The organism is Amycolatopsis sp. (genome assembly GCF_035546795.1).
Lineage (GTDB): Bacteria > Actinomycetota > Actinomycetes > Mycobacteriales > Pseudonocardiaceae > Amycolatopsis_E.
Map to the genome: position 1 here is coordinate 80,234 of NZ_DASZWC010000002.1, position 22,527 is coordinate 102,760.

22 protein-coding genes and 1 riboswitch are annotated in these 22,527 nt (G+C 70.6%); of the genes, 14 read left to right on the plus strand and 8 right to left on the minus strand.

The genetic code is table 11. From position 1 onward, the window contains the following. Position 1: 1 nt before the first annotated feature. Together VHD82_RS01980 and VHD82_RS01985 are read left to right on the plus strand one after the other, a co-directional pair. Complete coding sequence (locus VHD82_RS01980; RefSeq protein ID WP_325696314.1) at positions 2–1,360, plus strand: PepSY-associated TM helix domain-containing protein; 1,359 nt, start codon at positions 2–4, stop codon at positions 1,358–1,360. Further along, a complete protein-coding gene (locus tag VHD82_RS01985) occupies positions 1,357–1,965 on the plus strand; it encodes a DUF5134 domain-containing protein (RefSeq protein WP_325696316.1) in 609 nt (202 codons plus the stop codon). The genes VHD82_RS01980 and VHD82_RS01985 overlap by 4 nt, the downstream gene beginning before the upstream one ends. Before the next feature lie 19 nt (positions 1,966–1,984). Here VHD82_RS01985 and VHD82_RS01990 read toward each other — a convergent pair whose 3' ends face one another. Together VHD82_RS01990 and VHD82_RS01995 are read right to left on the minus strand one after the other, a co-directional pair. Next, complete coding sequence (locus VHD82_RS01990; RefSeq protein WP_325696885.1) at positions 1,985–3,067, minus strand: HoxN/HupN/NixA family nickel/cobalt transporter; 1,083 nt, start codon at positions 3,065–3,067, stop codon at positions 1,985–1,987. 44 nt (positions 3,068–3,111) lie between these two features. Beyond that, positions 3,112–3,285, minus strand: a riboswitch (cobalamin riboswitch). Between the two features lie 34 nt (positions 3,286–3,319). After that, a complete protein-coding gene (locus VHD82_RS01995) occupies positions 3,320–4,105 on the minus strand; it encodes an IclR family transcriptional regulator domain-containing protein (protein ID WP_325696318.1) in 786 nt (261 codons plus the stop codon). Positions 4,106–4,305: 200 nt separating this feature from the next. Here VHD82_RS01995 and VHD82_RS02000 point away from each other — a divergent pair, with 200 nt between their 5' ends. Genes VHD82_RS02000 through VHD82_RS02045 form a run of 10 tightly spaced genes read left to right on the plus strand, consistent with a single transcriptional unit; the run spans position 4,306 to position 14,014 of the window. After that, entirely contained in the window at positions 4,306–5,319 is a 1,014-nt protein-coding gene (locus VHD82_RS02000) for an ABC transporter substrate-binding protein (protein ID WP_325696320.1), read from the plus strand. 2 nt (positions 5,320–5,321) lie between these two features. Continuing rightward, a complete protein-coding gene (locus tag VHD82_RS02005; protein ID WP_325696322.1) occupies positions 5,322–7,034 on the plus strand; it encodes a dihydroxy-acid dehydratase in 1,713 nt (570 codons plus the stop codon). Further along, entirely contained in the window at positions 7,031–7,861 is an 831-nt protein-coding gene (locus VHD82_RS02010) for an ABC transporter permease (protein ID WP_325696324.1), read from the plus strand. The genes VHD82_RS02005 and VHD82_RS02010 overlap by 4 nt, the downstream gene beginning before the upstream one ends. After that, positions 7,858–8,634, plus strand: coding sequence for an ABC transporter permease (locus VHD82_RS02015; protein ID WP_325696326.1), 777 nt, complete (start codon positions 7,858–7,860; stop codon positions 8,632–8,634). The genes VHD82_RS02010 and VHD82_RS02015 overlap by 4 nt, the downstream gene beginning before the upstream one ends. An 8-nt stretch (positions 8,635–8,642) precedes the next feature. Continuing rightward, positions 8,643–9,434, plus strand: coding sequence for an ABC transporter ATP-binding protein (locus VHD82_RS02020; protein WP_325696887.1), 792 nt, complete (start codon positions 8,643–8,645; stop codon positions 9,432–9,434). After that, a complete protein-coding gene (locus VHD82_RS02025; RefSeq protein WP_325696328.1) occupies positions 9,431–10,204 on the plus strand; it encodes an alpha/beta fold hydrolase in 774 nt (257 codons plus the stop codon). Before VHD82_RS02020 ends, VHD82_RS02025 begins: the two co-directional genes overlap by 4 nt. Beyond that, positions 10,201–11,547, plus strand: coding sequence for an FAD-dependent oxidoreductase (locus VHD82_RS02030; protein ID WP_325696330.1), 1,347 nt, complete (start codon positions 10,201–10,203; stop codon positions 11,545–11,547). The genes VHD82_RS02025 and VHD82_RS02030 overlap by 4 nt, the downstream gene beginning before the upstream one ends. Next, positions 11,529–12,809, plus strand: coding sequence for an aconitase X catalytic domain-containing protein (locus VHD82_RS02035; RefSeq protein ID WP_325696332.1), 1,281 nt, complete (start codon positions 11,529–11,531; stop codon positions 12,807–12,809). Before VHD82_RS02030 ends, VHD82_RS02035 begins: the two co-directional genes overlap by 19 nt. Further along, positions 12,802–13,209 carry an aconitase X swivel domain-containing protein gene (locus VHD82_RS02040; RefSeq protein WP_325696334.1) on the plus strand — a complete coding sequence of 136 codons (408 nt, stop codon included), beginning with the start codon at positions 12,802–12,804 and terminating at the stop codon, positions 13,207–13,209. The genes VHD82_RS02035 and VHD82_RS02040 overlap by 8 nt, the downstream gene beginning before the upstream one ends. A 4-nt stretch (positions 13,210–13,213) precedes the next feature. Continuing rightward, complete coding sequence (locus tag VHD82_RS02045; RefSeq protein ID WP_325696336.1) at positions 13,214–14,014, plus strand: SDR family NAD(P)-dependent oxidoreductase; 801 nt, start codon at positions 13,214–13,216, stop codon at positions 14,012–14,014. Positions 14,015–14,017: 3 nt separating this feature from the next. Here the strand turns inward: VHD82_RS02045 and VHD82_RS02050 are convergent, their stop codons facing one another. Beyond that, positions 14,018–14,905, minus strand: a complete 888-nt coding sequence (locus VHD82_RS02050) for a 3-keto-5-aminohexanoate cleavage protein (protein ID WP_325696338.1) — start codon at positions 14,903–14,905, stop codon at positions 14,018–14,020. Positions 14,906–14,929: 24 nt separating this feature from the next. Next, positions 14,930–15,529 carry a TetR/AcrR family transcriptional regulator gene (locus VHD82_RS02055; RefSeq protein WP_325696340.1) on the minus strand — a complete coding sequence of 200 codons (600 nt, stop codon included), beginning with the start codon at positions 15,527–15,529 and terminating at the stop codon, positions 14,930–14,932. 149 nt (positions 15,530–15,678) lie between these two features. On the opposite strand from VHD82_RS02055, the gene VHD82_RS02060 reads away from it, so the two are divergent. Continuing rightward, positions 15,679–17,202 carry an aldehyde dehydrogenase family protein gene (locus tag VHD82_RS02060; RefSeq protein ID WP_325696342.1) on the plus strand — a complete coding sequence of 508 codons (1,524 nt, stop codon included), beginning with the start codon at positions 15,679–15,681 and terminating at the stop codon, positions 17,200–17,202. A 27-nt stretch (positions 17,203–17,229) separates the two neighbouring features. Beyond that, the gene (locus VHD82_RS02065; RefSeq protein ID WP_325696344.1) at positions 17,230–18,096 is read left to right on the plus strand and encodes a mycofactocin-coupled SDR family oxidoreductase; all 867 of its coding nucleotides are present in this window, start codon (positions 17,230–17,232) and stop codon (positions 18,094–18,096) included. A 53-nt stretch (positions 18,097–18,149) separates the two neighbouring features. On the opposite strand, the gene VHD82_RS02070 is transcribed toward VHD82_RS02065, so the two are convergent. The 4 genes from VHD82_RS02070 to VHD82_RS02085 form a co-directional block, all read right to left on the minus strand. Next, positions 18,150–19,664 (minus strand): fatty acid--CoA ligase family protein, encoded by a 1,515-nt coding sequence (locus VHD82_RS02070; RefSeq protein WP_325696346.1) that lies wholly within the window; start codon positions 19,662–19,664, stop codon positions 18,150–18,152. Positions 19,665–19,692: 28 nt separating this feature from the next. After that, on the minus strand, positions 19,693–20,463 hold the full coding sequence (locus tag VHD82_RS02075) for an SDR family NAD(P)-dependent oxidoreductase (protein WP_325696348.1): 771 nt from the start codon (positions 20,461–20,463) through the stop codon (positions 19,693–19,695). 120 nt (positions 20,464–20,583) lie between these two features. Further along, positions 20,584–21,729 carry a thiolase family protein gene (locus tag VHD82_RS02080; RefSeq protein WP_325696350.1) on the minus strand — a complete coding sequence of 382 codons (1,146 nt, stop codon included), beginning with the start codon at positions 21,727–21,729 and terminating at the stop codon, positions 20,584–20,586. Between the two features lie 36 nt (positions 21,730–21,765). Beyond that, positions 21,766–22,518 carry a crotonase/enoyl-CoA hydratase family protein gene (locus tag VHD82_RS02085; protein ID WP_325696352.1) on the minus strand — a complete coding sequence of 251 codons (753 nt, stop codon included), beginning with the start codon at positions 22,516–22,518 and terminating at the stop codon, positions 21,766–21,768. Positions 22,519–22,527: the final 9 nt, after the last annotated feature.

Here is a 22,527-nt window from a genome sequence, read left to right on the forward strand (position 1 = left end):
GATGTCGATCGGCGAACGGGAATTGCCCGGCACCGGCACCACCACGGCGGTGCCGGTGCCGGGCTGGGCGGCGGTCCGGCCACTGTTGCTGCGGCTGCATTTCTACGCGGGTGTGTTCGTCGGCCCGTTCCTGCTGGTGGCGGCGCTGACCGGGATCGCCTACATCTACACGCCACAGCTGGAACAGGCGTTGTACGCGCACGAACTGCACGTGCCGGCGGCCCCGGGGGTGGTCTCGCTGGACCGGCAGGCCCAGATCGCCCAGGGGCTGGTCCCGGACGGGACGATCACGGGTGTGCGGCCCGGCGTGAACGCCACCGACACCACGCAGGTGATCTTCGACCGGCCCGGTCTGGCGGAGAGCTACCACTGGACGGTCTTCGTCAACCCGCACGACGGTGAGGTACGAGGGTCGCTGGAAACGTATGGCTCCAGCCAGGCCTTGCCGGTCCGCGGCTGGATCGACACCCTGCACCGCAGTCTGCACCTCGGCGATGTCGGCCGCCTCTACAGCGAGCTCGCCGCCAGCTGGCTGTGGGTGATCGTGCTCGCCGGGCTGGTGTTGTGGATCGGGCGGCGGCGCAAGCACAAACGGGCCCGCGCGCTGCTGGTACCCGCCGGCGGCAAGGCCGGGCACAGGCGGCTGCTGTCCTGGCACGGCGTAGTGGGCTTGTGGGCAGCCGCCGGGTTGCTGTTCTTGTCCGCGACCGGCTTGTCCTGGTCACTGCACGCCGGGGCGAACATCAGCGACCTGCGCACCGCGCTGGACTGGACAACCCCCTCGGTGCCCTCCACCGTGTCCCCCGCTGTGGCCCCGGGTACCGACATCGGGTACCAGGCAGCACGTGACGCGACCACACAGGCCGGGCTTTCCGGTCCGGTCGAGGTGCGCCCACCGACCGCGGCCGGCAAGGGGTATGTGGTGCAACAGGTCGGGCGCACGTGGCCGGTGAAACAGGACTCGATGGCCGTCGACCCGGCCACCGGACAGGTCACCGGCACCCTGCGCTTCGCCGACTACCCGCCGGCGGCGAAGCTGACCACCTGGGGTATCGCCGCGCACATGGGCCTGTTGTTCGGCCTGGCCAACCAGATCGTGCTCACCATCCTCGCGCTGGCCCTGGTTTTCCTGATCTGCTGGGGCTACCGGATGTGGTGGCTGCGACGCCCCACCCGCGGCTTCGGGCGCGCTCCGGTCCGCGGGGCCTGGCGCCGGGTGCCCGGCAACATCCTCGCACCGTTGCTCATCGCCGCGGCGGTCGTCGCGTATTTCCTGCCCGTACTGGGGGTGCCCCTGCTGGCATTCCTGGCCCTGGACATCAGCCTCGGCCTGCGTGCCATGAAGAAGGCGGCCGCGTGATCCCCGAAACGCCCCTGCGCTGGATCCTCACCCTCGCGTTCGCCGGGGCCGGCGCGTTCTGTGCGTACCGCTTCCTCCGCCACGGATCGGCGGCCCACCGCGTCAGCGACGTGCTGCATCTGGCGATGTGCGCGGGCATGATCGCGATGGCCTGGCCCGCGGCGATGAATCTCGCGCGGGTACCGCAGATCCTGCTCTTCAGCATCGCCGCCCTGTGGTTCACCGGGCTGCTGGTCTTCGACGTGCGCTGCCACCACGGGAAACTCGCGCTCGGCTACCACGCCGTGATGACCGCCGCGATGGCGTGGATGGTGCTGATCATGCCCACCGCGATGTCCGGCACCTCCACGGCCGCGCCGGCCGCGGGTGGCGAACACGCCGGAATGGACATGGGCGCCGGCACCTTGACCATCGACGCGCCGGCGCACGTGGTGGTGGTCGCGATCGTGCTCACCATCGTTTTCGCCGTGGCCGGAGTGCTCTGGCTCGCCCGCGCCATCGACGGCGCCCGCCCCGCCCACGCCCCCTGGCTCCCCGCCGCCGGCCTGGCCACCGACGCGGTCATGGGACTCGGCATGGCCGTGATGACCGGACTGCTGATCTGAGGCCCGGCACATCTCGCACTCAGGCCTCGCCTTCCGGCACGGGTTCGTCCTCCGGGCGGTGGTCGAGGCCCGCCAGTTTCCAGTAGGCGATGGCGATCGCCCACACGAGGACGAACAACCCGACGATGACGAACCCGACGTTGTTCAGGTCGAGACCGGCGATCCAGCTGGTGACCGGATCGGCGAGACCGAGGTCGTCGTGCAGCAGGCTCACCAGCTCGATGCTGCCGATGATCATCGCGACCGCCACGGACAGCCCGGTGATCGTGATGTTGTAGTACACCTTCCGCAGGGGACGCGCGAAAGCCCACTGGTAGGCGAGGCTCATGAACACCCCGTCGAGCGTGTCGAGCAGGCTCATCCCCGCGGCGAAGAGCAACGGCAGCACCACGACCGCGTACCAGGGCAGCCCGCCCGCCGCGCCCGCGCCCGCCAGGACGAGCAGCGTGACCTCGGTCGCGGTGTCGAAGCCGACCCCGAACAGCAGGCCCACCGGGTACATCTGGCCCGGCCTGGTGACCGCGCGGGTGACCTTGCCGAGGAAACGGGTGAAAAAACCGCGCCGTGCCAGGTGTTTCTCCAGTTCCGCCTCGTCGAATTCGCCACGGCGCAACGACCGCCAGACCCGGGTGATCCCCACCAGCGCCACGAGGTTCAGCACCCCGATGAGATACAGGAACAGCCCGCTCACACCCGTCCCGACCACGCCCAGCACCTCGTGCGTACCGGAGCCGTCGCTGGTCAGCGTGGCCACCGTGTGCGCCCCGGCCGCGACCAGGACCGCGAGCACGAGTACCACGGTCGAATGCCCCAGCGCGAACCAGAACCCCACCGAGACCGGGCTTCTGCCGTCCGCCATCAGCTTGCGGGTGGTGTTGTCGATGGCGGCGATGTGATCGGCGTCGAACGCGTGCCGCAGCCCGAGCGTGTAGGCGGTCACCCCGAGACCGGCCCCGAACACCTGCGTCCCGACGGCGAAATGCCGCGGCACCACGAGGACCATCAGCGTGCCCCACGCCAGCACGTGCAGCAGCGCCACCGCGGCGAACACCGCGACCGCCCGTATCCGGTCCGCACGCCGCTCCAGCAACGACGTCCACATCGATCGCGTGCCCACCGGCAACCGCCTCTCCAGCACCTCGTGGAAGGTTCCTCGGTGCCGTGGCCGGTCTCCTGGCTGACGGGTCGGACGGGCCGTGGTCGCCTTCCCGGGTACGAGCGCCCAGTGGCATGGGTGAACACGGACCTTCCCGCTCACAGTGGCGAGGGCCGCGCCGGTCTCACACCGGCTTCCCGAACACCACGGCGAACCACACCCTAGGTCATCGGGGTTGGGCACCGAGGATGCGGTGGATCACGGGCCGGCGACCAGGTGCAGGTCGTTCTCGATCGCGGTGGCGCACTCCTGCAGCCGCGGCACCATGTCCCGCAGCTCTTCGAGGCTGCGCATGCCGGCGCTGGCAGCGATGTTCGCCGCGGCGATGACCGCGCCGTCCCGGTCCCGCACCGGCACGGCCACCGCCCGCAGACCACTGTTGAGCTCCTGGTCCGCGACGCAGAAACCGCTTTCCCGGACCGCCCGGATGATCGTCCGGAGCTCATCGGCGTCGCGGACCGTGCGGTCGGTCAGCGGCTGCAGGTCGGCGCGGCCGAGGTACTTCTCGAAGGCCTCCCCGTCGAGGCCCGCCAGCAGGACCCGCCCCATCGCCGTCGCGTAGGCCGGGAACCGGGCGCCCACGTTGATCGACACGGTGATCACCCCGGCGGTCGGCACGCGCGCGACGTGCACCACATGGTCACCGTCCAAAACGGACAGTGCCGTGGTTTCGCGCACGTCGCGCATCAGGTCCTTGAGGTGCGGCTCGGCGAGCTGCGGCGTGGACAGGGCCCGCAGATACGCGTGCCCGAGTTCGAGCACCTTCGGCGTGAGACCGAAAAGCGTCCCCTCGCCGCGCACGTAACCGAGCTTCAGCAGTGTCAGCAACGAGCGCCGCGCGGCGGCCCGGGACAGCCCGGTCGCCTTCGCCACGTCACTCAGCGAGCGGGACGGATGCTCCGCGTCGAAGACCTTGATCACTTCCAGCCCGCGGGCCAGTGACTGGACGAAGTCCGCGTCCCCCGATTCCTCCGGCAGCTCCATGCCCCATCTCCCGTCCCAGCGCGAACACGGCGACCACTCTCGCACAACCGCCGGACCGGCCCCCCGGTCGGCTGTGCCCGTCATTGTACGCATAGTGAACAGGCGTGCGTGCGACTAGCGCACAGGTGTTCAGAAATGTAGGGTCCGAATCGACAGCACTTCGGTCCCGGTCCGCCGGGCCCCGATCTCGTGGAGGAACGATGGAGTTCCGGACCCTGCGCCGGAGAACGGCGCTGATCGCCGCGGCCGCGCTGGCCCTGCCACTGGCCGGCTGCGGCAGCGGCCATTCCGTGGCCGGGCTGAACCCCACGGCGCGGACACCGGTGACCGTGCAGGCCGGGTTCATCCCGGTCATCGACGTCGCCGCGCTCTACCTCGGCGAGAAGAAGGGTTTCTTCGCCGGCCGCGGCATCGACCTGAAGATCAACACCGCACAGGGCGGCGCCGCGCTCGTCCCGCCGGTGATGACCGGCGAATACCAGTTCGGCTTCAGCAACATCGTCTCCCTGCTCTCGGCCCGCAGTGAGGGCCTGCCGCTGAAAGTGATCGCGTCGGGTTCGAGCTCCACCGCGGTCGCGGGCAAGGACGTGACGATGATCCGCGTCCCACAGAACAGCCCGATCACCTCGGCCGCCGATCTCGCGGGCAAGAAGGTCAGCGTCAACACCCTCAACAACCTGCTGCAGCTGCTGGCCGAAGTGTCGGTCACCGCCGCGCACGGCGACGCGGACTCGGTCCAGTTCGTCGAGCTGCCCTTCCCGGATGCCGTGACAGCACTGGGAAACGGCAACATCGACGCGATGGTCACGGCCGAGCCGTTCGACACCGTCGCCGCGGGCAAGAACACGCGGGTGATCGCGTCGCCCTATCTCGACCTGTCGGCGAGCAGCCTGACCACCTCGGCCTACTTCACCTCCGAGCAGCAGCTGGAGCAGAACCCCAGGCTGTTCGCCACGATCAAGGCCGCCATCGACGAGTCACTGACCTACGCCAACACGCATACCGAGGAGACCAGGGCGCAGCTGGCGTCGTTCATGAAGATCGACCCCGCGGTCGCGCGGAAGGTCATCCTGCCGACCTTCTCCCCGGCGATCCCGCGGGCCTCGATCGACACGTTCGTCAAGGCCGCCAAGCAGTTCCACCTGATCGGCGACGACGTCTCCTCCACCGACGTCACCTACAACGACCTCGTGTGGTCGGGATCGGCAGGCTGACAATGACCTCCGGACTTCGCAGCGACCTGCCCGCCGGCACGTCCCGCTGGGCCGTGCGCCGGGCCGAATGGCGCTCGCTGGGCATCACCGACGAGGAGATGGCCCGCCCCAAGATCGCCATCGTCAACTCCTCGTCGGACCTGGCCGCCTGCTTCGCCCACCTCGACGACATCGTGCCGGTGCTCAAACAGGCCATCCGCGACGCGGGCGGGCTGCCGTTCGAGATCCGCACCGCGGCCCCGTCCGACTTCGTGACCAGCGCCGGCGCCGGCGGGCGGTACATCCTGCCGACCCGCGACCTGATCGTCAACGACATCGAGGTCGTCGTCGAGGGCGCCCTGCTCGACGGGATGGTCTGCCTCAGCTCGTGCGACAAGACCGCACCGGCGCACATGATGGCGGCGGGCAGGCTCGACCTGCCGACGGTGCTCATCGCGTGCGGCTACCAGCGCAGCGCCCTGTACGAGGACGGCGGCGCGGACATCGAAGACGTCTTCCTGCACGCCGGGCATACCGCGCTGGGCCGGACCTCGGCCGAGGATCTGCTGGCCATGTCCGAGAACGCGATCCGGGGCCCCGGGGTGTGCGCGGGGATGGGCACCGCCAACACGATGCACATGGCCGCCGAGGCGCTCGGCTTCGCGCTGCCCGGCACCACCCCGACCCGCGCCAACGGCGAGACCATGTGGAACGCGGTGCGCGCGGCCGGGCGGCAGATCGTCGAGATGGTCCACAGTGGACGGTCGGCACGGTCGGTGCTCACCCCGGCCGCGATCCGCAACGCGGTCACCCTGATGCTCGCGGTCGGCGGCTCGATCAACTCCGTCAAGCACCTGCAGGCCATCGCCGTCGAGTCGGGGCTGGAGGCCGACGTCTGGCGGCTCTACGAAGAACTGGCCGACCGGGTGCCGGTGCTCACCGCGGTGCGGCCCAACGGCCCGCACCTCATCGAACAGCTCGAAGACGCGGGCGGCACCCTGGGTGTGCTCGCCGCGCTGGCACCGCTGCTGGACCTCGGCACCGTCGGAGTCACCGGCCGTCCGCTCGGCGAGATCCTCGCCGAAGCTCCGGCCGCCGACCCGGAGATCATCCGGCCGCTCGCGGACCCGTTCTCCCGCCGCCCGTCGATCGTGATCCTGCGCGGTTCGCTGGCCGCCGAGGGTTCGATCGTCAAGCTGCCCGCCACCGAAGACCGGCCGATCCGGTTCCGCGGACCGGCCCGGTGCTATTCCTCGCGCGAGTCCGCCATCGACGGTCTCGCCGCCGGTGAGGTCCAGGCCGGTGAAGTGGTCGTGCTGCGCGGTCTGGGCCTGCACGGTGGCCCGGGGATGGCGATGGCCTCGGCCCTGGTGTTCGCGCTCGACGGCGCCGGTCTCGGCGAAAAGGTCGCGGTCGTCACCGACGGTCAGCTTTCGGGACTGGTGAACAAGGGCATCGTGGTCGGCGAGGTCAACCCCGAGGCCGCCACGGGCGGGCCGCTCGGGCGGGTCCGCGACGGCGACCTGATCAGCATCGACCTGGACACCCGCAGGATCGATCTCGAAGTCGATCCGGACGAGCTGGCGTCCCGCGAGGTCGCCGCCGCCGAAACCGTCCGCGCGCCCGGCTGGCTGTCCACTTACGACAGAGACGTCAGCAGCCTCGCCTGTGGCGCGGTCCTTGGCAAGCGTGGCTGCGAAGCCGGTTGCCGGAAAGTCACCGGAGGTACCCGATGAAGGTGCTCGACGCGCCACCCTCGCGCGAGAGAACACCCGTCACGCGCACGCGCAAACCACGGATCCGGATCGCGCCCGTGGCCGGGATCGTGATCTTCGCGGTGCTGGCCGAGCTGATCCCCCGCAGCGGCCTGTTCGGCGAAGGTGTGCTGCCCTCGCTGAGCGACGTGCTCGCCGAGCTCGGCCGCGAGGCCGGCGGCAGCGCGCTGTGGGAGGCGCTGGGCCGCACGGTCCGCACCTGGGCGATCGGGCTGGCGATCGCGGTCGCCGCCGGGGTCGCCGCCGGCGTGATCATCGGGCTGGTGCCGCTGCTGCGGGCGCTCACCGCGTCCACTGTGGAATTCCTGCGCCCGATCCCTTCGGTGGCCCTGATTCCCGCGGTCATCCTCATCTTCGGCACCGGTTTCCAGTCCGGGGTCGTGCTCATCGTCTACGCCGGCTTCTGGCAGGTACTCGTGCAGGTTCTCTACGGCATCCAGGACATCGACCCGGTCGCGCAGGACACCGCCAGCTCCTACCGCTTCAGCGTGTGGGCCAGGGTGCGGTACGTGGTCTGGCCGACGACGCTTCCGTTCGTGTTCACCGGAATCCGGCTCGCCGCCTCGGTCGCGCTGGTGCTGGCGATCACCGGTGAGCTGGTGATCGGCACGCCCGGGATCGGCCAGCTGATCTCGGTCGCGCAGAGCGGCGGGGCCACCACCTCGATGTTCGCGCTCGTGCTGCTCACCGGCGTGCTGGGCGTGCTGGTCAACATCGGGTTCCGGATCGCCGAGCGCGCCACGCTCGGCTGGCACCCGTCGGTCCGGAAATCGGCAGGTGCCCGATGAAGATCCTCCGCCGTATCCTGTTCGCGCTGGGCCTTCCCGTCGTGCTCGTGGCGATCTGGTGGTTCACCAGCTCGGGCAGCTACAACTTCTATTTCCCGCCGCTGCCGAAGATCCTGCACTGGTTCGGCCGGCTGTGGTTCTCCCGCCGGTTCGGCGACGATGTCGTGCCGAGCCTGCTGCGGCTGCTCGCCGGGTTCGCCATCTCCGCCGTGGCCGGGGTGGCGCTGGGCATCGCGCTCGGGCTGACCGACGCGCTGCGCCGCGGCGCGGAGCCGGTTCTGGAGTTCCTCCGCGCCATCCCGCCGACCGTGCTGGTGCCGGTGATCGCGATCGTCGCCGGGATCGGGGACGGGTCGAAGATCCTGGTCATCGTGTCCGGCTGTGTCTGGCCGGTCCTGCTGAACACCGTCGAGGGCGTGCGCGCCGCCGACGAGGTCATGGTCGACACCTGCCGCAGTTTCGGCATCACGCGGGCGGCGCGGCTGCGGCACATGGTGCTGCCCGCGGCGAGCCCGCAGATCGCGGCCGGGCTCAGGCAGTCGCTGTCGATCGGGCTGATCCTGATGGTCATCGGCGAGATGTTCGCCGCCACCAACGGTCTCGGGTTCAGCATCGTGCAGTTCCAGCGCAGTTTCGCGATTCCGCAGATGTGGAGCGGGATCATCCTGCTCGGCATCATCGGCTTCGTGCTCTCCGCGCTGTTCACCGTCGTCGAAAAGCGGGCACTGGGCTGGTACCTGGGCCTGCGCGAGTCGCAGAAGAGGAACGGCTGATGGCAGACATGGTCGAGGTGCGCAACCTCAACAAGGTGTACGAATCCTCCGGCCGCCGGGTGGAGGCGATCGGCGACATCACGTTCTCCGTGGCACGCGGGGAGTTCGCCTGCATCGTGGGCCCTTCGGGCGCCGGCAAGACGACCCTGCTCAAATGCCTCGCCGGGCTGCTGCGCCCCACCGCGGGCGAAGTCGTGCTGGACGGCACCCCGGTGACCGGCCCGCCGCCCGGGATGGCCGTGGTGTTCCAGGAGTACGGGCGCAGCCTGTTCCCGTGGAAGACGGTCCGGCAGAACATCGACCTTCCGTTGCGGCAGAAGGGTTTGGCGCGCGCGGAACGGGACCGGCTGGTCGAGGACGCGCTCGCCGCGGTCGGTCTCGCCGAGTCCGGCCGCGCCTATCCGTGGCAGCTTTCCGGTGGCATGCAACAGCGGGTGGCCATCGCGAGGGCCGTCGCCTACCAGCCGCAGGTGCTGCTGATGGACGAACCCTTCGCCGCGGTCGACGCGCAGACGCGGGCCGAGCTGGAAGACCTCGTGCGTTCGCTGTGGCGCGACCGGGGCATCACGACGTTGTTCGTCACCCACGACATCGACGAAGCGGTGTATCTCGGTGAGCGGGTGCTGGTGCTGTCCTCCTCGCCCACCTGCATCCTCGACGACGTCCCCATCGGGCTGCCCGCCGAACGCGATCAGGTCACCAGCCGGTCCACGCCCGAGTTCGCCGGGCTGCGCGCCCGCGTGCACCGCGGCATCCAGGACGCCAAGGCGGGCCGCCGCACGTCCGGAGCCGCCGTATGACGGCGTTCGCCGACGAAGGATCCGGTCCGCCGGTGCTGCTCTCGGCCTCACTCGGCACGACCGCGGCCATGTGGCAGCCGCAGCGGGAACTTTTGCGTGCACGGCATCGCGTGCTCAGCTACGACCATCGCGGGCATGGTGGCTCGCCGGTACCGCCGGGCCCGTACAGTCTCGCCGATCTCGTCGGGGACGTGGTGGCGCTGCTGGATTCGCTGGAGATCGAGGCGGTCGACTTCGCCGGGGTGAGCCTCGGCGGCACGGTCGGACTCGCGCTGGCGGCCGGACATCCCGGCCGGGTGCGCAGTCTGGTGACCGTGAACTCGCCCGTCTTCGCCGGCGATCCCGAGTTCTGGCGACGCCGGGCGGCCGCGGTCCGCGACGAGGGAATGGGCGTCGCGACCTCGGGTCTGCTGGGCCGCTGGTACTCCCCCGCGGTCGCGGCGGCGCCGCCGGTTCTGGTCGCACGCACCGTTTCCGGCGTCGACCGGCTCGACCCGGAGGGCTACGCGGGATGCTGCGAAGCCATCGCCGGAACCGATCTGCGTGCGGTGCTCGCCGGCATCCGCTGCCCCGTGCTCGCGGTCAACGGGCTCGCCGACGCCGTCGTCCCGGCACACCACGCGGACCTCATCGCCACCACCGTGCCCGGCGCCCGCCACGTCGCGCTGCCGGGCGCCGGGCATCTGCTCACCCAGGAAATTCCGGCCGAACTGCACGAGCTGCTGCTCGGGCACTGGGCCGGCGCCACCGAGAGGAAGGCCGACTCGTGAACACCTACGTCGCCGAGCCCGCCCGGCAGACGCCCGTACTCGGCGAATGGGAGGTCGTCGTGCTCGGCGGCGGCCCGTCCGGGCTCGCCGCCGCCACCGCCGCCGCCAGGGCCGGGCGCAGCACACTACTGGTGGAGAAGTCCGGATATCTCGGCGGCGCCGGGACCGGCGGCGGGCTGTCCACGTTCTGTGGCATGTACTCCAACATCCACGGTGAGCACGTGCTGACCGTCCGCGGGCACGCCACCGAACTACTGGAGCGCATCGACCGGCTCGGCGGGCTGCGGGCGCCGCACCTGTCCTTCAGCGACCGCATCCAGGCGCAGGCCTACGACATCCCCGCCTACCGCAGCGCCGCCGACGACCACGTGCTGGCCGCCGGGGCACAGCTGCTCTACCACGCGTTCGCGGTCGGGGCCGTCGCCGGCGAGGACACAGTGGACGGTGTGGTCGTGGAATCCAAGTCCGGCAGGGGAATCCTGCGCGGGCAGGTGTTCATCGACTGCTCCGGGGACGGCGATCTGCTGGCCTGGACCGGAACCAGCCACGAGAAGGCCGATCCGCACGGCGAGATGCTGTTCCCCTCCACGATGTTCCGGATCAACGCGGTGGACGGTGAGCGGGCCGGGCCGGCGTGGAAGATCCTGCCGCGCATGATGGACGAGGCCGTCGCCGCCGGCCGCCCCCGGTTCCCGCGCCGTGGCGCCATCGTCCGCCCGCAGCGCGACGACATCGAATGGCGGGCCAACGCGACGCAACTGCGCAATGACGACGGCAGCGCGCTCGACGGCACCGACGTCTGGCAGCTGACGGCGGGCGAGGTGCAGGGCCGCGCCCAGGCGCAGGAGGTGTTCGGGTTCATCCGCGAGCACGTCCCCGGCTTCGAACGGGCCTACATCGTCGACATCGGACCGGAGATCGGCATCCGGGAGACCCGGCGCCTGCTCGGGAAGTACCTGCTGACCGAGGACGACGTCCGTTCCTGCGCGCGGTTCGAGGACGCGATCGGGGTCAACGGCTGGCCCGTGGAGGCGCATGTGGACGGTGACCTCGACATCCGCTGGCCCTACGGCGAGGACCCGCTGGGCTACAACCAGCTGCCGTACCGGATGCTCGTGCCCGCGAGCGGACCCGGGAACCTGTTGGTGGCAGGGCGTTGCGCGTCGATGACCCACGGCGGGCAGTCCGCCGCGCGCGTCGCCGGCCCGTGTTTCGCCATGGGGCAGGCAGCCGGGACGGCCGCGCACCTGGCACTCAAGGCGCACGGCACCGTCGCCGACGTCGATACGGCGCAGCTGCGCAAGGAGCTGGAAAGTGAGGGCGCATGGCTGACCTCGCACTGAGCCCGGCGGACGAACGGATGCTCGCCGGCGACGAGGGCCCGGCGGTCAAGGCCGCGCTCGAACTGCTGGTGCGCTACGGCGGGCTGATGGGCGCCGAACGGCTCATCGACACCGACAATGTGTGTGGTGCCAACATCTTCGGGCCGCGGCACGCCCGGGTGCTGGGCACCACCGACCCCGCCGCGCTGTTCTCCCGGTTCTCCCTCGACCTGGACGAAAAGGTGGACCTACCACCGTTTCGCGCGCACAGCTGCCAGCTGATCGGGCCGCGGGACTCCGCGCACTGGGACCTGCAAGGCGTCGCGCCCACCGACGCCGCCGCGATGGACGACAGCGAGGCCTACCTCGCCGAAAAGGGGGTGGACCTGCTTTCGACGTGCACGCCCTACCAGGTCGGCAATGTGCCCCGCTTCGGGGAGCACTGCGCGTGGATGGAGTCCTCGGCGGTCGTCTACATCAACTCGGTGCTCGGCGCCCGCACCAACACCGAGGGCCGCGAGTCCTCGGCCGCGTCGATGCTCACCGGCCGGACGCCCTTCTGCGGCTACCACCTCGACGAGCACCGCCGCGCCACGCACCTGATCGAGGTGCGCCATCCGGTCGTCACGACCGAGGACTGGAACATCTTCGGATACTGGACCGGGGACCAGGTCCAGGACGCCGTGCCGGTGCTCACCGGGCCCGGCCTCGACCCGGCACCGGTGCAGCTCAAGCAGTTCGGCGCGGCGGCGGCCTCCTCCGGCGACGTGGAGATGTACCACCTGCCCGGCGTGACACCGGAAGCGCGGACGGTCGAGCAGGCGCTGGGCGGGCGGGCACCGGCGGCCACCTCGGTCTTCGACGCCGCGGCCCGTGCGGAGACGGTCGCTTCGCTGTGCCGGACGGCGAAAGACCGCGAGGTGGACTTCGTGATGATCGGCTGTCCGCACGCGTCCCTGGCACAGGTGCGCGAGGTCGCCCGGCTGCTGGACGGCAAGCGCGTCGCGGGCTCGACGGCGTTGTGGGTGTTCACGCCGCGGGCCCTGCGCACGGTGGCCGAGCGCAGCGGTTATGTTGCCACCATTGAAAAGGCGGGCGGCCGGGTGCTTTCGGACACCTGCCCCGCGATCGGGCAGTTCCTGCCGCCGCGCACGCGCGTGTTCGCGACCGACTCGGCGAAACAGGCGCATTACCTGCCCGCGATCACCGGCGTTCAGGGCTGGTTCGGCAGCGTCGAGGCCTGTGTCGCGGCGGCGCTGAGCGGGCGGTGGTCCGATGCCTGAGCTGATACGGGGCCGCGGGGTCGTCGGCGGCCGGGCGAGCGGGCGCGCGCTGGTGTGCACCGCCCCGGTGTCGGGCTGGGGCGGTATCGATCCGAAGACGGGCACGATCGTGGAGAGCCGCCATCCCCAGCGCGGGCAGAGCTTCGCCGGTGGAGTGCTGGTGCTGCCCGGCGCGAAGGGCTCGTCCGGCTGGTCCGGGCAGTTCCATCTGGCGAAGCTGCAGGGCACCGCGCCTTGCGCCATCGTGTTCACGCGGATGAACAGCAAACTCGCGCTGGGACTGGTCGTGCTCGATGTCCCCGCGGTGCATGGCGAGGAGGCTTTCGGCGCGATCCGCACCGGTGACCTCGTCGAGGTCGACGGGACCGCGGGCACGGTGTTGATACGACGGGAGAACTGATCGGATGGACACTCTGGGAATCCAGGGGCGAGTGGTGCTGGTGACCGGCGCGGCGAGCGGGATCGGCCTGGAGATCGCGCGAACCTGCGCGGCCGAGGGAGCCACGGTGCATCTCGCGGACGTAGCGGACCCGGTCGCAGAAGCGGCGGAGAACCTGGGCGGCACTGCGCACGTGTGCGACGTGACCGACCCGGACGCGGTTCGCGCTCTGGTGGACGGTGTGGCCGGGTCATCGGGACGGCTCGACGTCGCGTTCCTGAACGCGGGCATCAACGGCGTGCCCTCCCCGCTGCAACCCGGCGGGGCGATCGACGAGCTGTCTTTCGAGGCGTGGCAACGGGTTCTGCGTGTGAACCTGGACGGGCTGTTCCTCTGTCTCCAGCAGTGCGCGCGAGTGATGAAGGCGCAGCGGGCCGGCAGCATCGTCGTCACCGCGTCCACCGCCGGGCTCCGCGCCGAGCCCCGGGTGAGTTATCCCTACGTCGTCTCGAAGGCCGCCGTGGTGGGCCTGGTGCGGCAGGCGTCGCTGGAGCTGGCGCGGTTCGGGGTGCGGGTCAACGCCCTCGCCCCGGGGCCGGTGGTGACGAACATCGGCGGTTCGGCACCCCGGCCCGCGTCCGGCGTGGCCGCGTGGGAAAACTCGATCCCGATGCGACGGTGGGGGCAGGCGGGTGACATCGCCGGGCTCGCGCTCCTGCTCGCTTCGGACGCGTCGTCCTGGATGACGGGCGGCATCCACGTCGCCGACGGCGGCGCGTCCGCCCTCACCCAGGTCTTGAGCGAGGACCTGCCCGGTCCTGGGTGAGCTTCAGGAAGAAAGGACGTCCAGCGCGTTGGCCGCGGTGGCGACGGGGCGGCCGACCTCCTCGGCGAGCGCGATGGCCTGCTTGATCATGTCGGTGTTCGTCTGCCCGACCGCGCGCAGCGGGTCTTCGAGCCCGATCCGCAGGTTTCCGCCCCGCTCCACCGCGTAGCGCGCGAGGTCGGTCCGGAGCAGTTCGCCGCCCATGAGCGACACGGTCCACGGCAGGTTCGCGCCCTCGAGCATGCCGAGGTAGATGTCGAGCGCTTCCTTGGTCGGCGGCAGCCCGAACGACGGGCCGGATTTCTTCGCGCCCCAAGCGGATCCGCCGGCGAAGTAGAACTTCACGACCGTGCCAGGGACGAACCGCCCGGCCGCGCCGAGCGAACGGACCCAGTGGATGGCGCCGGGGTTGAAAATGCCCAGCGAACAGGGAACACCGAACTCGTGCGACAGCTCGGCCATCGCGGTGGCCTGCGCGAACGTGGTGCCGCTGACGATGGAGCCGGTCATCAGCCCCGCGTCGTCGGCCCGGCCGTGCTCGGTCACGCCGGGGTCGAAGGCGAACATCGTCATCTGCCCGGATCCGGCCAGCGGCCGCAGGTGCAGCATCTGCTCTTCGACCTTGTGCCCCGGCATGTAGGCCGGATACACCAGCGCACCGGGATACTCCTTCAGTATTCCGCGGTTGACCTCGATCACCTGCGAAATCGCGTCGTCCAGCGACAGCGAGAAATCGTGATGGCAGTGCACGATCCCGGCGCCGGCGGCGAAGCATTTCGCGGCCTCTTCGATGATGCTGCTGGTGCTCAGTTCGTCCCCGCCGGCATTGGCGACGACGGGAGACATGGCGACCTCGATGACAAGGGGCCGCTCGATGGCAGCGGTGGACATGGTTTCCTTCTTTCTCGCCGGTGCTCAGCCCGGCGGCGTGGTGCGGCCTTCCAGCAGATGACCGCACACCTCGTTGTGCTCGCGGATCACGATCATCGGATCGAGATCCGGGTGGTCCGACCAGGCGGCCCAGGACAGCCGGAAGGCGGCGACGACCGCGGCCCCGGCCATCCGGGCCGTCGCGGATCGCGCATCGACGCCGAGCGAGGCGGCGAGCGCCGAGGCCCAGCGTCGCTCGCTGTGCAGGACTTCCTGCAGCAGCACGGCATGGAGCAGTTCGGACCCGGCCAGCACCGCGTGCAGCCTGGCGGCCTCACGGGGATATCTGACCGGCCACGACCGGGCCCAGGCGTCTTCGACCGCCTGCCTGAGCGGGAGCCCAGGCGCGGCTGAGGAGAACATGTCGATGACGCGTTCCAGGCCGCCGCGCAGGAACGGCCGCACCGCATCCTCCTTGCGGGGAAAGTAACGGTGGAACGTGCGCTCCGAGACTCCCGCGTGCGCAGCCAGCTCCGGCACCGGGAACGCGCTCGAGCCCGACTCGATGAACAGCTCGACCGTCGCCCGCGACGCGTCCGCGAGGCCGAGATGCTGCCGGCGGCCGCGTTGCGCATCGTTCGACACGATCCCCACCTCGATTCCCCTTCGGCGGCTATGGCCGAGTATGCCACTATTGGCAGAATCTGCCAACAGTCTGCGACGCGATTCGTCAGATTTACCTGGGCCGGCGGCACTGTTGTCCCGGGCACCAACGCTCTAATGTGGTGTACGACTTGTCAGAAACGGTGCAGCGTCGCGCTGGGCACGGCCCGCGCACGCGGGAAACGAGGACCCGTGGCCGGAGCCGACGTGGCCGGACGCCGCATGCTGATCGACGGGGAACCGTCGGGGCGGCGAGCGGGGCCGGGTTCGACAACATCAACCCCGCCACCGAGGAGGTGCTCGGCCAGGTCGCAAACGGCTCCGCGGCGGACATGCGGCGAGCCATCGCCTCGGCCCGGCGTGCCTTCGACGAATCGGACTGGGCCACCAACCACGGCCTGCGCAAGCGCTGCCTGGAACAGCTGCAGGAGGCACTGGAGTCCGAGCGCGAACAGTTGCGCGCCGAGCTGGTCGCCGAGGCGGGCGCTCCGGTGGCGGTCACGCACCTGGCCCAGCTGGAATGGCCGCTGGCGGACGCCTTACGCTGGCCGGCGAAGATGATCGACGAGTTCCCGTGGGAACGGGAACTGCCCGACGGCGGCCTGATGGGACCCAGCAAGCGCGTGGTGCGCAAGGAACCCATCGGTGTGGTCGGCGCGATCGTGCCGTGGAACTTCCCCTTCGAGGTGACGGCGAACAAGCTGGGCCCGGTGCTCGCGATGGGCAACACGATCGTGATCAAACCCGCGCCCGACACCCCCTTCAACGCGACCCGGCTGGGCAGGCTCATCGCCGAGAAGACCGGCATCCCGCCGGGTGTGGTCAACGTGGTCACCTCGTCGGATCATCTGGTCGGTGAGGAGCTGACCCTCGACCCGCGGGTGGATCTGATCTCCTTCACCGGGTCCACGGCCACCGGCAAGCGGATCATGGAGCGCGGCGCGGCGACGCTGAAGAAGGTTTTCCTGGAGCTGGGCGGGAAATCGGCGATGGTGGTCTGCGACGACGCCGGCTTCGCCGCCGTGCTGCCGATGGCGGGCGCCGCGTGCATGCACGCCGGCCAGGGCTGCGCCCTGCAGACCCGGGTGCTGCTGCCCCGTTCCCGCTACGCCGAGGGTGTGGAGATCCTGACCGCGGTGATGAGCAACATCCCCTACGGCGATCCGACCGACCCGACCGTCCTTTCCGGACCGCAGATCAGTGCCCTGCAACGGGACCGGGTGCAGGCGCACAACGACCGGGCGGTCGCGCAGGCCGCCCGGCTCGTCGTCGGCGGTGGCCGCCCGGCGCATCTGCCCCGCGGTTTCTTCATCGAACCGACGTTGTTCGCCGACGTGGACAACTCGATGGCCATCGCACGGGAGGAGGTGTTCGGCCCGGTGCTGGCGGTACTCGCCTACGAGGACGACGACGCGGTGCGCATCGCCAACGACAGCGTGTACGGCTTGTCGGGCGGCGTGTTCTCGGCCTCGCACGAGCGCGCGATGAACATCGCGAACCGCATCCGGACCGGGTCCGTCGGGGTGAACGGCGGCCTCTGGTACGGCGCGGACTCCCCGTACGGCGGGTACAAGTCCAGCGGTATCGGCCGCCAGAACGGGATCGAGGGACTCGAGCAGTACACCCAGACCAAGGCACTCGCCTGGCCTGCCTGATATTTCCTTACCGCACAAGGAGACTCCATGTCAGAACGACTCACCGGCAAAGTCGCACTGATCACGGGCGCGGCCCGCGGCCAGGGCCGCAGTCACGCGCTGCGGCTCGCTCGCGAGGGCGCCGACATCATCGCGGTCGACCTCTGCGAGAACATCGAGGTCAACGAGTACCCGCTGGCGAACCCCGAGGATCTCGCCGAAACCGCGCGCCTGGTCAAGGATCTCGGCCGCCGGGTGGTCACCCGCCAGGCGGACGTCCGCGAACGCGGCGCGCTGATCGAGGCCGTGGACACCGCCGTGGCCGAGCTGGGCGGCCTGGACATCGTGGTGGCGAACGCCGGCATCTGCCCGCTCGGCGCGAACGTCCCGCCGCGCGCGTTCGTGGACGCGGTCTCCGTCGACCTCGTCGGCGTGATCAACACCGTCGACGCGGCCTTCGCGCACCTGCGGGCGGGCGCTGCGATCGTCGCCACCGGGTCGGTGGCGGGTCTGCTCCCCGGTGGCGCCGACAACCCGCAGAACGGTCCCGGCGGCGCCGGTTACGGGCACGCGAAGCGTGGCGTGGCAAGGTTTGTGCACGATCTCGCGCTGCAGCTGGCGCCGCATTCGATCCGGGTCAACGCCGTGCATCCCACCAATGTGAACACCGGGATGCTGCAGAGCGCGCCGATGTACCGGATCTTCCGGCCGGACCTGGAGAACCCGACGCGGGAGGACGCCGAGCCGGCGTTCCCCGCGATGAACCCGATGCCGGTCGGCTACGTGGAGCCCTCCGACATCAGCGACGCGGTCGCGTTCCTCGTGTCGGACGAGGCCAGGTACGTGACCGGCCTTCAGCTGAAGGTGGACGCCGGCGCGCTGCTCGCGGCGACCACCTCCGGCGCACCGGGCTGAGCACGGCGAAGGGACCGGCCGTCATCGACGGGCGGCCCCTTCGTCATTCCCGGCTAGCGTGTCGTTGCGACCGCGCCGTTCTGCACGTCACGGACGAGCTCCCGGCGCAGGAGCTTGCCCGTCGGGGTGTGCGGAAGCTCCGTCCGGAAGACCACGTTGTCCGGCGTCCGGGAACCGCGAAGCCTTGCCCGCACGAAGTTCCGGATCTCTTCACCGTCCACTGAGGACCCCGGCTCGGGCACGACGACGGCCACGAGCCGCGCGCCCCATTCGTCGTCGGGCACGCCGATGACGGCCGCTTCCTTCACCGCGGGGTGGCCGAAGAGCACGTCCTCGATCTCGGCGGGCGCGATGTTCTCGCCGCCGCGGATGATCGTGTCGTCGGTCCGCCCGGAGATGAACAGGTAGCCATCCTCGTCGAACCAGCCCTCGTCGCGGGTGTGGAACCAGCCCTGCTCGTCGAGCACGGAGCCCGCGCCGAGGTACTCCCCCGACACCTGGCCGCCGCGCACCCACAGCTGCCCGGTCTCGCCCGCGGGCAGCACCTGCCCGAGCTCATCCCGGATCTGCCCTTCCACCCCGGGCACCAGCCGCCCGGCGGACGCCAGCCTGGCCCGCACCGCCGGTTCCGTCGCGGCGAGCGCCTCCCGGTGATCGTCCGGGCCGAGCACCGCGATCGTGGAGCTCGTCTCGGTGAGGCCGTAGGCGTTGGTGAAAGCCGCCTGCGGCAACGCGGTCAGCGCCTGTTCCAGCACCGGCCCCGGCATCCGGGCCCCGCCGTAGGCGATCGCGCGCAGCGTCGGCAGATCCGCCGGACGCCCATCGAGGTGGTCGACGACGCGGGCGAGCATCGTCGGCACCAGCATCGCCTGCGTGATCCGCTCGGCGCGCACCACGTCCAGCCACTCCGGCGCCGCGAAGTTCGGCAGGTACACCATGCGGCGGCCGGAGAAGGTGTTCGTCAGCACGGTGCCCACGCCCGCGACGTGATACGGCGGAACGCTGATGAGCGCCGCGTCCTCCTCGTCCGAGGCCGCGAACTCGACGGTCTGGAGCACGTAGGACACCAGGTGCGAATGCCGCAGCACAGCGCCTTTGGGCTTCGACGTGGTGCCGCTCGTGTAGAGCACGACAGCGGGCCGCTCGTCGTCGACGTCCTCCGGCTCGATCTCCTCGGCCGCCCGGGCCGACGCCAGCCATTCCTCCGTGGTCACCACGACGGCGTTGGGCACCTCGCGCACGGCGTCGGCGTACTGGCTGTCGGCGATCAGGAACGGCCGGGCGCCCAGCCCGGCCGCCAGCTCCGCGAGCTGGTCCGCCTGCAGCCGGTAGTTCAGCGGCGTGAACGGGACACCGGCCAGCGCCGACGCGAACAGCGCCGCCGGGAAGGCCGTGCCGCTCAGGCCGACGAAACCGACCGCGTCCGCGGCACTGGCCCGGACCACGCTCGCCCCGCGGGCGGCGAGCGACGCCAGCCCGCCCGCGGTCAGCCCGCCCTCCCGGCTGCCGACCAGTACCCGGTCCGGCATCGTGGACGCGACCGAGTCCAGCAGCATCGCGATGCTCATCGAACCTCCATTGTGGACTGTCGCCGGATCACCGCGGGGAGAACCGCTGCGCGCCGTCGAGCCTGATCGTCTCGCCGTTGAGGTACGGGTTCTCGAGGATGTGCTGCACCAGCGCCGCGTACTCCTCGGGCTTGCCAAGCCGGCGCGGGTTGGGCACGTTGGCGGAGAACTTGGCCAGTGCCTCCTCACCGACGCGCTCCATGATCGGCGTGCGCATCGTGCCCGGTGCGACGGTGACCACCCGGACACCGAGCGAGCCGAGGTCGCGTGCGGCCACGATGGTCATGCCCACCACGCCGGCTTTCGCCGCCGAGTAGGCGATCTGGCCGATCTGGCCCTCGTACGCGGCGATGCTCGCCGTCGCCGCGATGGCACCGCGCTGCCCGTCGCCGTCCGGCTCGGTCTTCGCGATGGCCGCGGCCGCGATGCGCAGCACGTTGAAGGTTCCGGTCAGGTACAGGTCGATGGTCTTGGTGAACCCCTCGAGCCCGGCCGGGCTGCCGTCACGGCCGACGACCTTCTCCGCGACACCGAACCCGCCGTGCGCGATCACCGCGTAGCGGAACGTGCCGAGTTTTTCCGCCTCGGCGACCGCGTTGGAGACACTGGCCTCGTCGGTGACGTCGGTGCGGACGTACTTCACCTTCTCGCCGAGGTCGGCCGCCAGCTTCTCGGCCTTGTCGTCGGAAAGGTCGGCGATCACGACGGACGCTCCGGCGGCGGCGACACGGCGCACAGCCGCCTCACCGAGCCCGCCGGCCCCGCCGGTCACCAGCACCACGCTGTCCGAAAGCTGCACACTTCCTCCCAAGTTCCTGGTTGAAACAATCCCGAAGTGGTGAACGGGCCTTCACGACGAGGAGATCCCGGAGTCAGGGACCGCCTCAGGTTCGGCCACCCAAACCACTTCCCGAAACCCCTAGACGAGTTCGAGGATGGTGGCGTTGGCCTGGCCGCCGCCCTCGCACATCGTCTGCAAGCCGTAGCGGATTCCGTTGTCGCGCATGTGATGCACGAGGGTGGTCATGATGCGGGCGCCACTGCCGCCGAGCGGGTGCCCGATCGCGATCGCGCCGCCGTTGGGGTTGAGGGCCTTCGCGTCGGCGCCGATGTCGGCCAGCCACGCCAGCGGCACCGGGGCGAACGCCTCGTTCACCTCGAAGGCGCCGATCTCGGACACGTCCAGCCCGGACTTCGCCAGCGCCTTCTTGGTCGCGGGGATCGGCGCGGTCAGCATGATGACCGGGTCGTCCGCGGCGACGACGGCGGTGTGCACCCGGGCGATCGGCGTCAGGCCGAGCTCGGCCGCCTTCTCGCTGGTGGTCATGAGCAGCGCGGACGCGCCGTCGCTGATCTGCGAGCTGTTGCCCGCGTGGATCACGCCGTCGGGCTTGAACACGGTCTTGAGCTTGGCCAGCGATTCGAGGCTGCCGCCGCGCCGGACGCCCTCGTCCACCTCGACCACGGTGCCGTCGTCGAGGGTGATGGGCACGATCTGCGCCTTGAACCGGCCCTCGTCCTGCGCCGTGGCCGCCTTTTCGTGCGAGGCGAGGGAGAACTCGTCGAGCTGCGTGCGCGAAAGCCCCCAGCGTTCGGCGATCATCTCCGCGCCGATGCCCTGGTTCGGCGGCACTCCGCCGAGCCGGGTTTCCAGCGCGGGACCGAACGGGTTCGCGTCGCCGACGGCCTGCGCCATCGGCACTCGGCTCATCGACTCCACGCCGCCGGCCACGACCACGTCGTACTGGCCACTGATCAGTCCGGCCGCCGCGAAGTGAACGGACTGCTGTGACGAACCGCACTGGCGGTCCACCGTCGTGCCCGGCACCGAAAGCGGCCAGCCCGCCGAGAGCACCGCGTTGCGCGCGATGTCGAAGGTCTGCTCGCCGACCTGGCCCACACAGCCCCAGACCACGTCGTCCACGAGCGCCGGGTCGATTCCCGAGCGTTCCGCGGCGGCGCGCAGCACCCGCGCCGACAAGTCCACCGGGTGCACCCCGGACAGTGCGCCGTTCCGCTTGCCCACCGGGGTGCGGACGGCTTCCACGATCACCGCGTCACGCACGACGACCGCCTCCTTCGCTGTTGTCTCGTGTGGTCATCAGGCGCCCGTCCACCGCGGTTCGCGCTTCTCCGCGAAAGCGGTCGCGCCCTCCTTCGCGTCGGCGCTGGCGAACACGGGCGCGGCCGCGGCGGCGACCTCTTCCTGCGCCGCGCCGCGCGCCTGCGCGACCATCAGCTCCTTGGTGACCCGCAGGGCCAGCGGCCCGTTGCGGGCGATGGTGTTCGCCAGCGCGAGCGCCTCGTCGAGGACGCGCGCACCGGGCGCCACGCGGTTGATCAAGCCGAGCTCGAGCGCCCGTGCCGCGTCGAAGGTCTCGCCCGTCAAGGCGATCTCCAGTGCCAGCGCGAGCGGCAGCCGCCGGGGCAGGTTCGTGCCGCCGCCTGCCGCGACGAGGCCGCGCTTCACCTCCGGCAGCCCGAACTTCGCGTGCTCGGCCGCGACCACCAGGTCGCACGCCAGCACCAGTTCGAACCCGCCGGCGACCGCCGTGCCGTTGACCGCGGCGATGAGCGGTTTCGGGTAGACGCGCTGGGTGAAGACCTCCAGCCCCGGCCGGGACTCGTCGATCACCGCACCGCCCGCGGCGAACGCCCGCAGGTCCATCCCCGCGCAGAACGCGCGGTCGCCCGCGCCGGTCAGCACGACCGCCCCGACCCCGGGATCCTGCTCGGCCGCGACCAGCGCCTCGCCGATACCCGCCATCGTCTCGGCGTCGAGTGCGTTGCGGGCCTCCGGCCGGTTGATCGTCACGACGGTCACCGCGTCGCGCCGGTCCACCAGTACGGTCATCAGTTCACT

Bases quoted from the DNA above. Each gene is read 5' to 3' on its own strand.
- VHD82_RS01980 (WP_325696314.1), top strand. From the start codon at position 2: ATGTCGATCGGCGAACGGGAATTGCCCGGCACCGGCACCACCACGGCG.
- VHD82_RS01990 (WP_325696885.1), bottom strand. From the start codon at position 3,067: ATGTGGACGTCGTTGCTGGAGCGGCGTGCGGACCGGATACGGGCGGTC.
- VHD82_RS01995 (WP_325696318.1), bottom strand. From the start codon at position 4,105: ATGGAGCTGCCGGAGGAATCGGGGGACGCGGACTTCGTCCAGTCACTG.
- VHD82_RS02000 (WP_325696320.1), top strand. From the start codon at position 4,306: ATGGAGTTCCGGACCCTGCGCCGGAGAACGGCGCTGATCGCCGCGGCC.
- VHD82_RS02005 (WP_325696322.1), top strand. From the start codon at position 5,322: ATGACCTCCGGACTTCGCAGCGACCTGCCCGCCGGCACGTCCCGCTGG.
- VHD82_RS02010 (WP_325696324.1), top strand. From the start codon at position 7,031: ATGAAGGTGCTCGACGCGCCACCCTCGCGCGAGAGAACACCCGTCACG.
- VHD82_RS02015 (WP_325696326.1), top strand. From the start codon at position 7,858: ATGAAGATCCTCCGCCGTATCCTGTTCGCGCTGGGCCTTCCCGTCGTG.
- VHD82_RS02020 (WP_325696887.1), top strand. From the start codon at position 8,643: ATGGTCGAGGTGCGCAACCTCAACAAGGTGTACGAATCCTCCGGCCGC.
- VHD82_RS02025 (WP_325696328.1), top strand. From the start codon at position 9,431: ATGACGGCGTTCGCCGACGAAGGATCCGGTCCGCCGGTGCTGCTCTCG.
- VHD82_RS02035 (WP_325696332.1), top strand. From the start codon at position 11,529: ATGGCTGACCTCGCACTGAGCCCGGCGGACGAACGGATGCTCGCCGGC.
- VHD82_RS02040 (WP_325696334.1), top strand. From the start codon at position 12,802: ATGCCTGAGCTGATACGGGGCCGCGGGGTCGTCGGCGGCCGGGCGAGC.
- VHD82_RS02045 (WP_325696336.1), top strand. From the start codon at position 13,214: ATGGACACTCTGGGAATCCAGGGGCGAGTGGTGCTGGTGACCGGCGCG.
- VHD82_RS02050 (WP_325696338.1), bottom strand. From the start codon at position 14,905: ATGTCCACCGCTGCCATCGAGCGGCCCCTTGTCATCGAGGTCGCCATG.
- VHD82_RS02065 (WP_325696344.1), top strand. From the start codon at position 17,230: ATGTCAGAACGACTCACCGGCAAAGTCGCACTGATCACGGGCGCGGCC.
- VHD82_RS02070 (WP_325696346.1), bottom strand. From the start codon at position 19,664: ATGAGCATCGCGATGCTGCTGGACTCGGTCGCGTCCACGATGCCGGAC.
- VHD82_RS02085 (WP_325696352.1), bottom strand. From the start codon at position 22,518: ATGACCGTACTGGTGGACCGGCGCGACGCGGTGACCGTCGTGACGATC.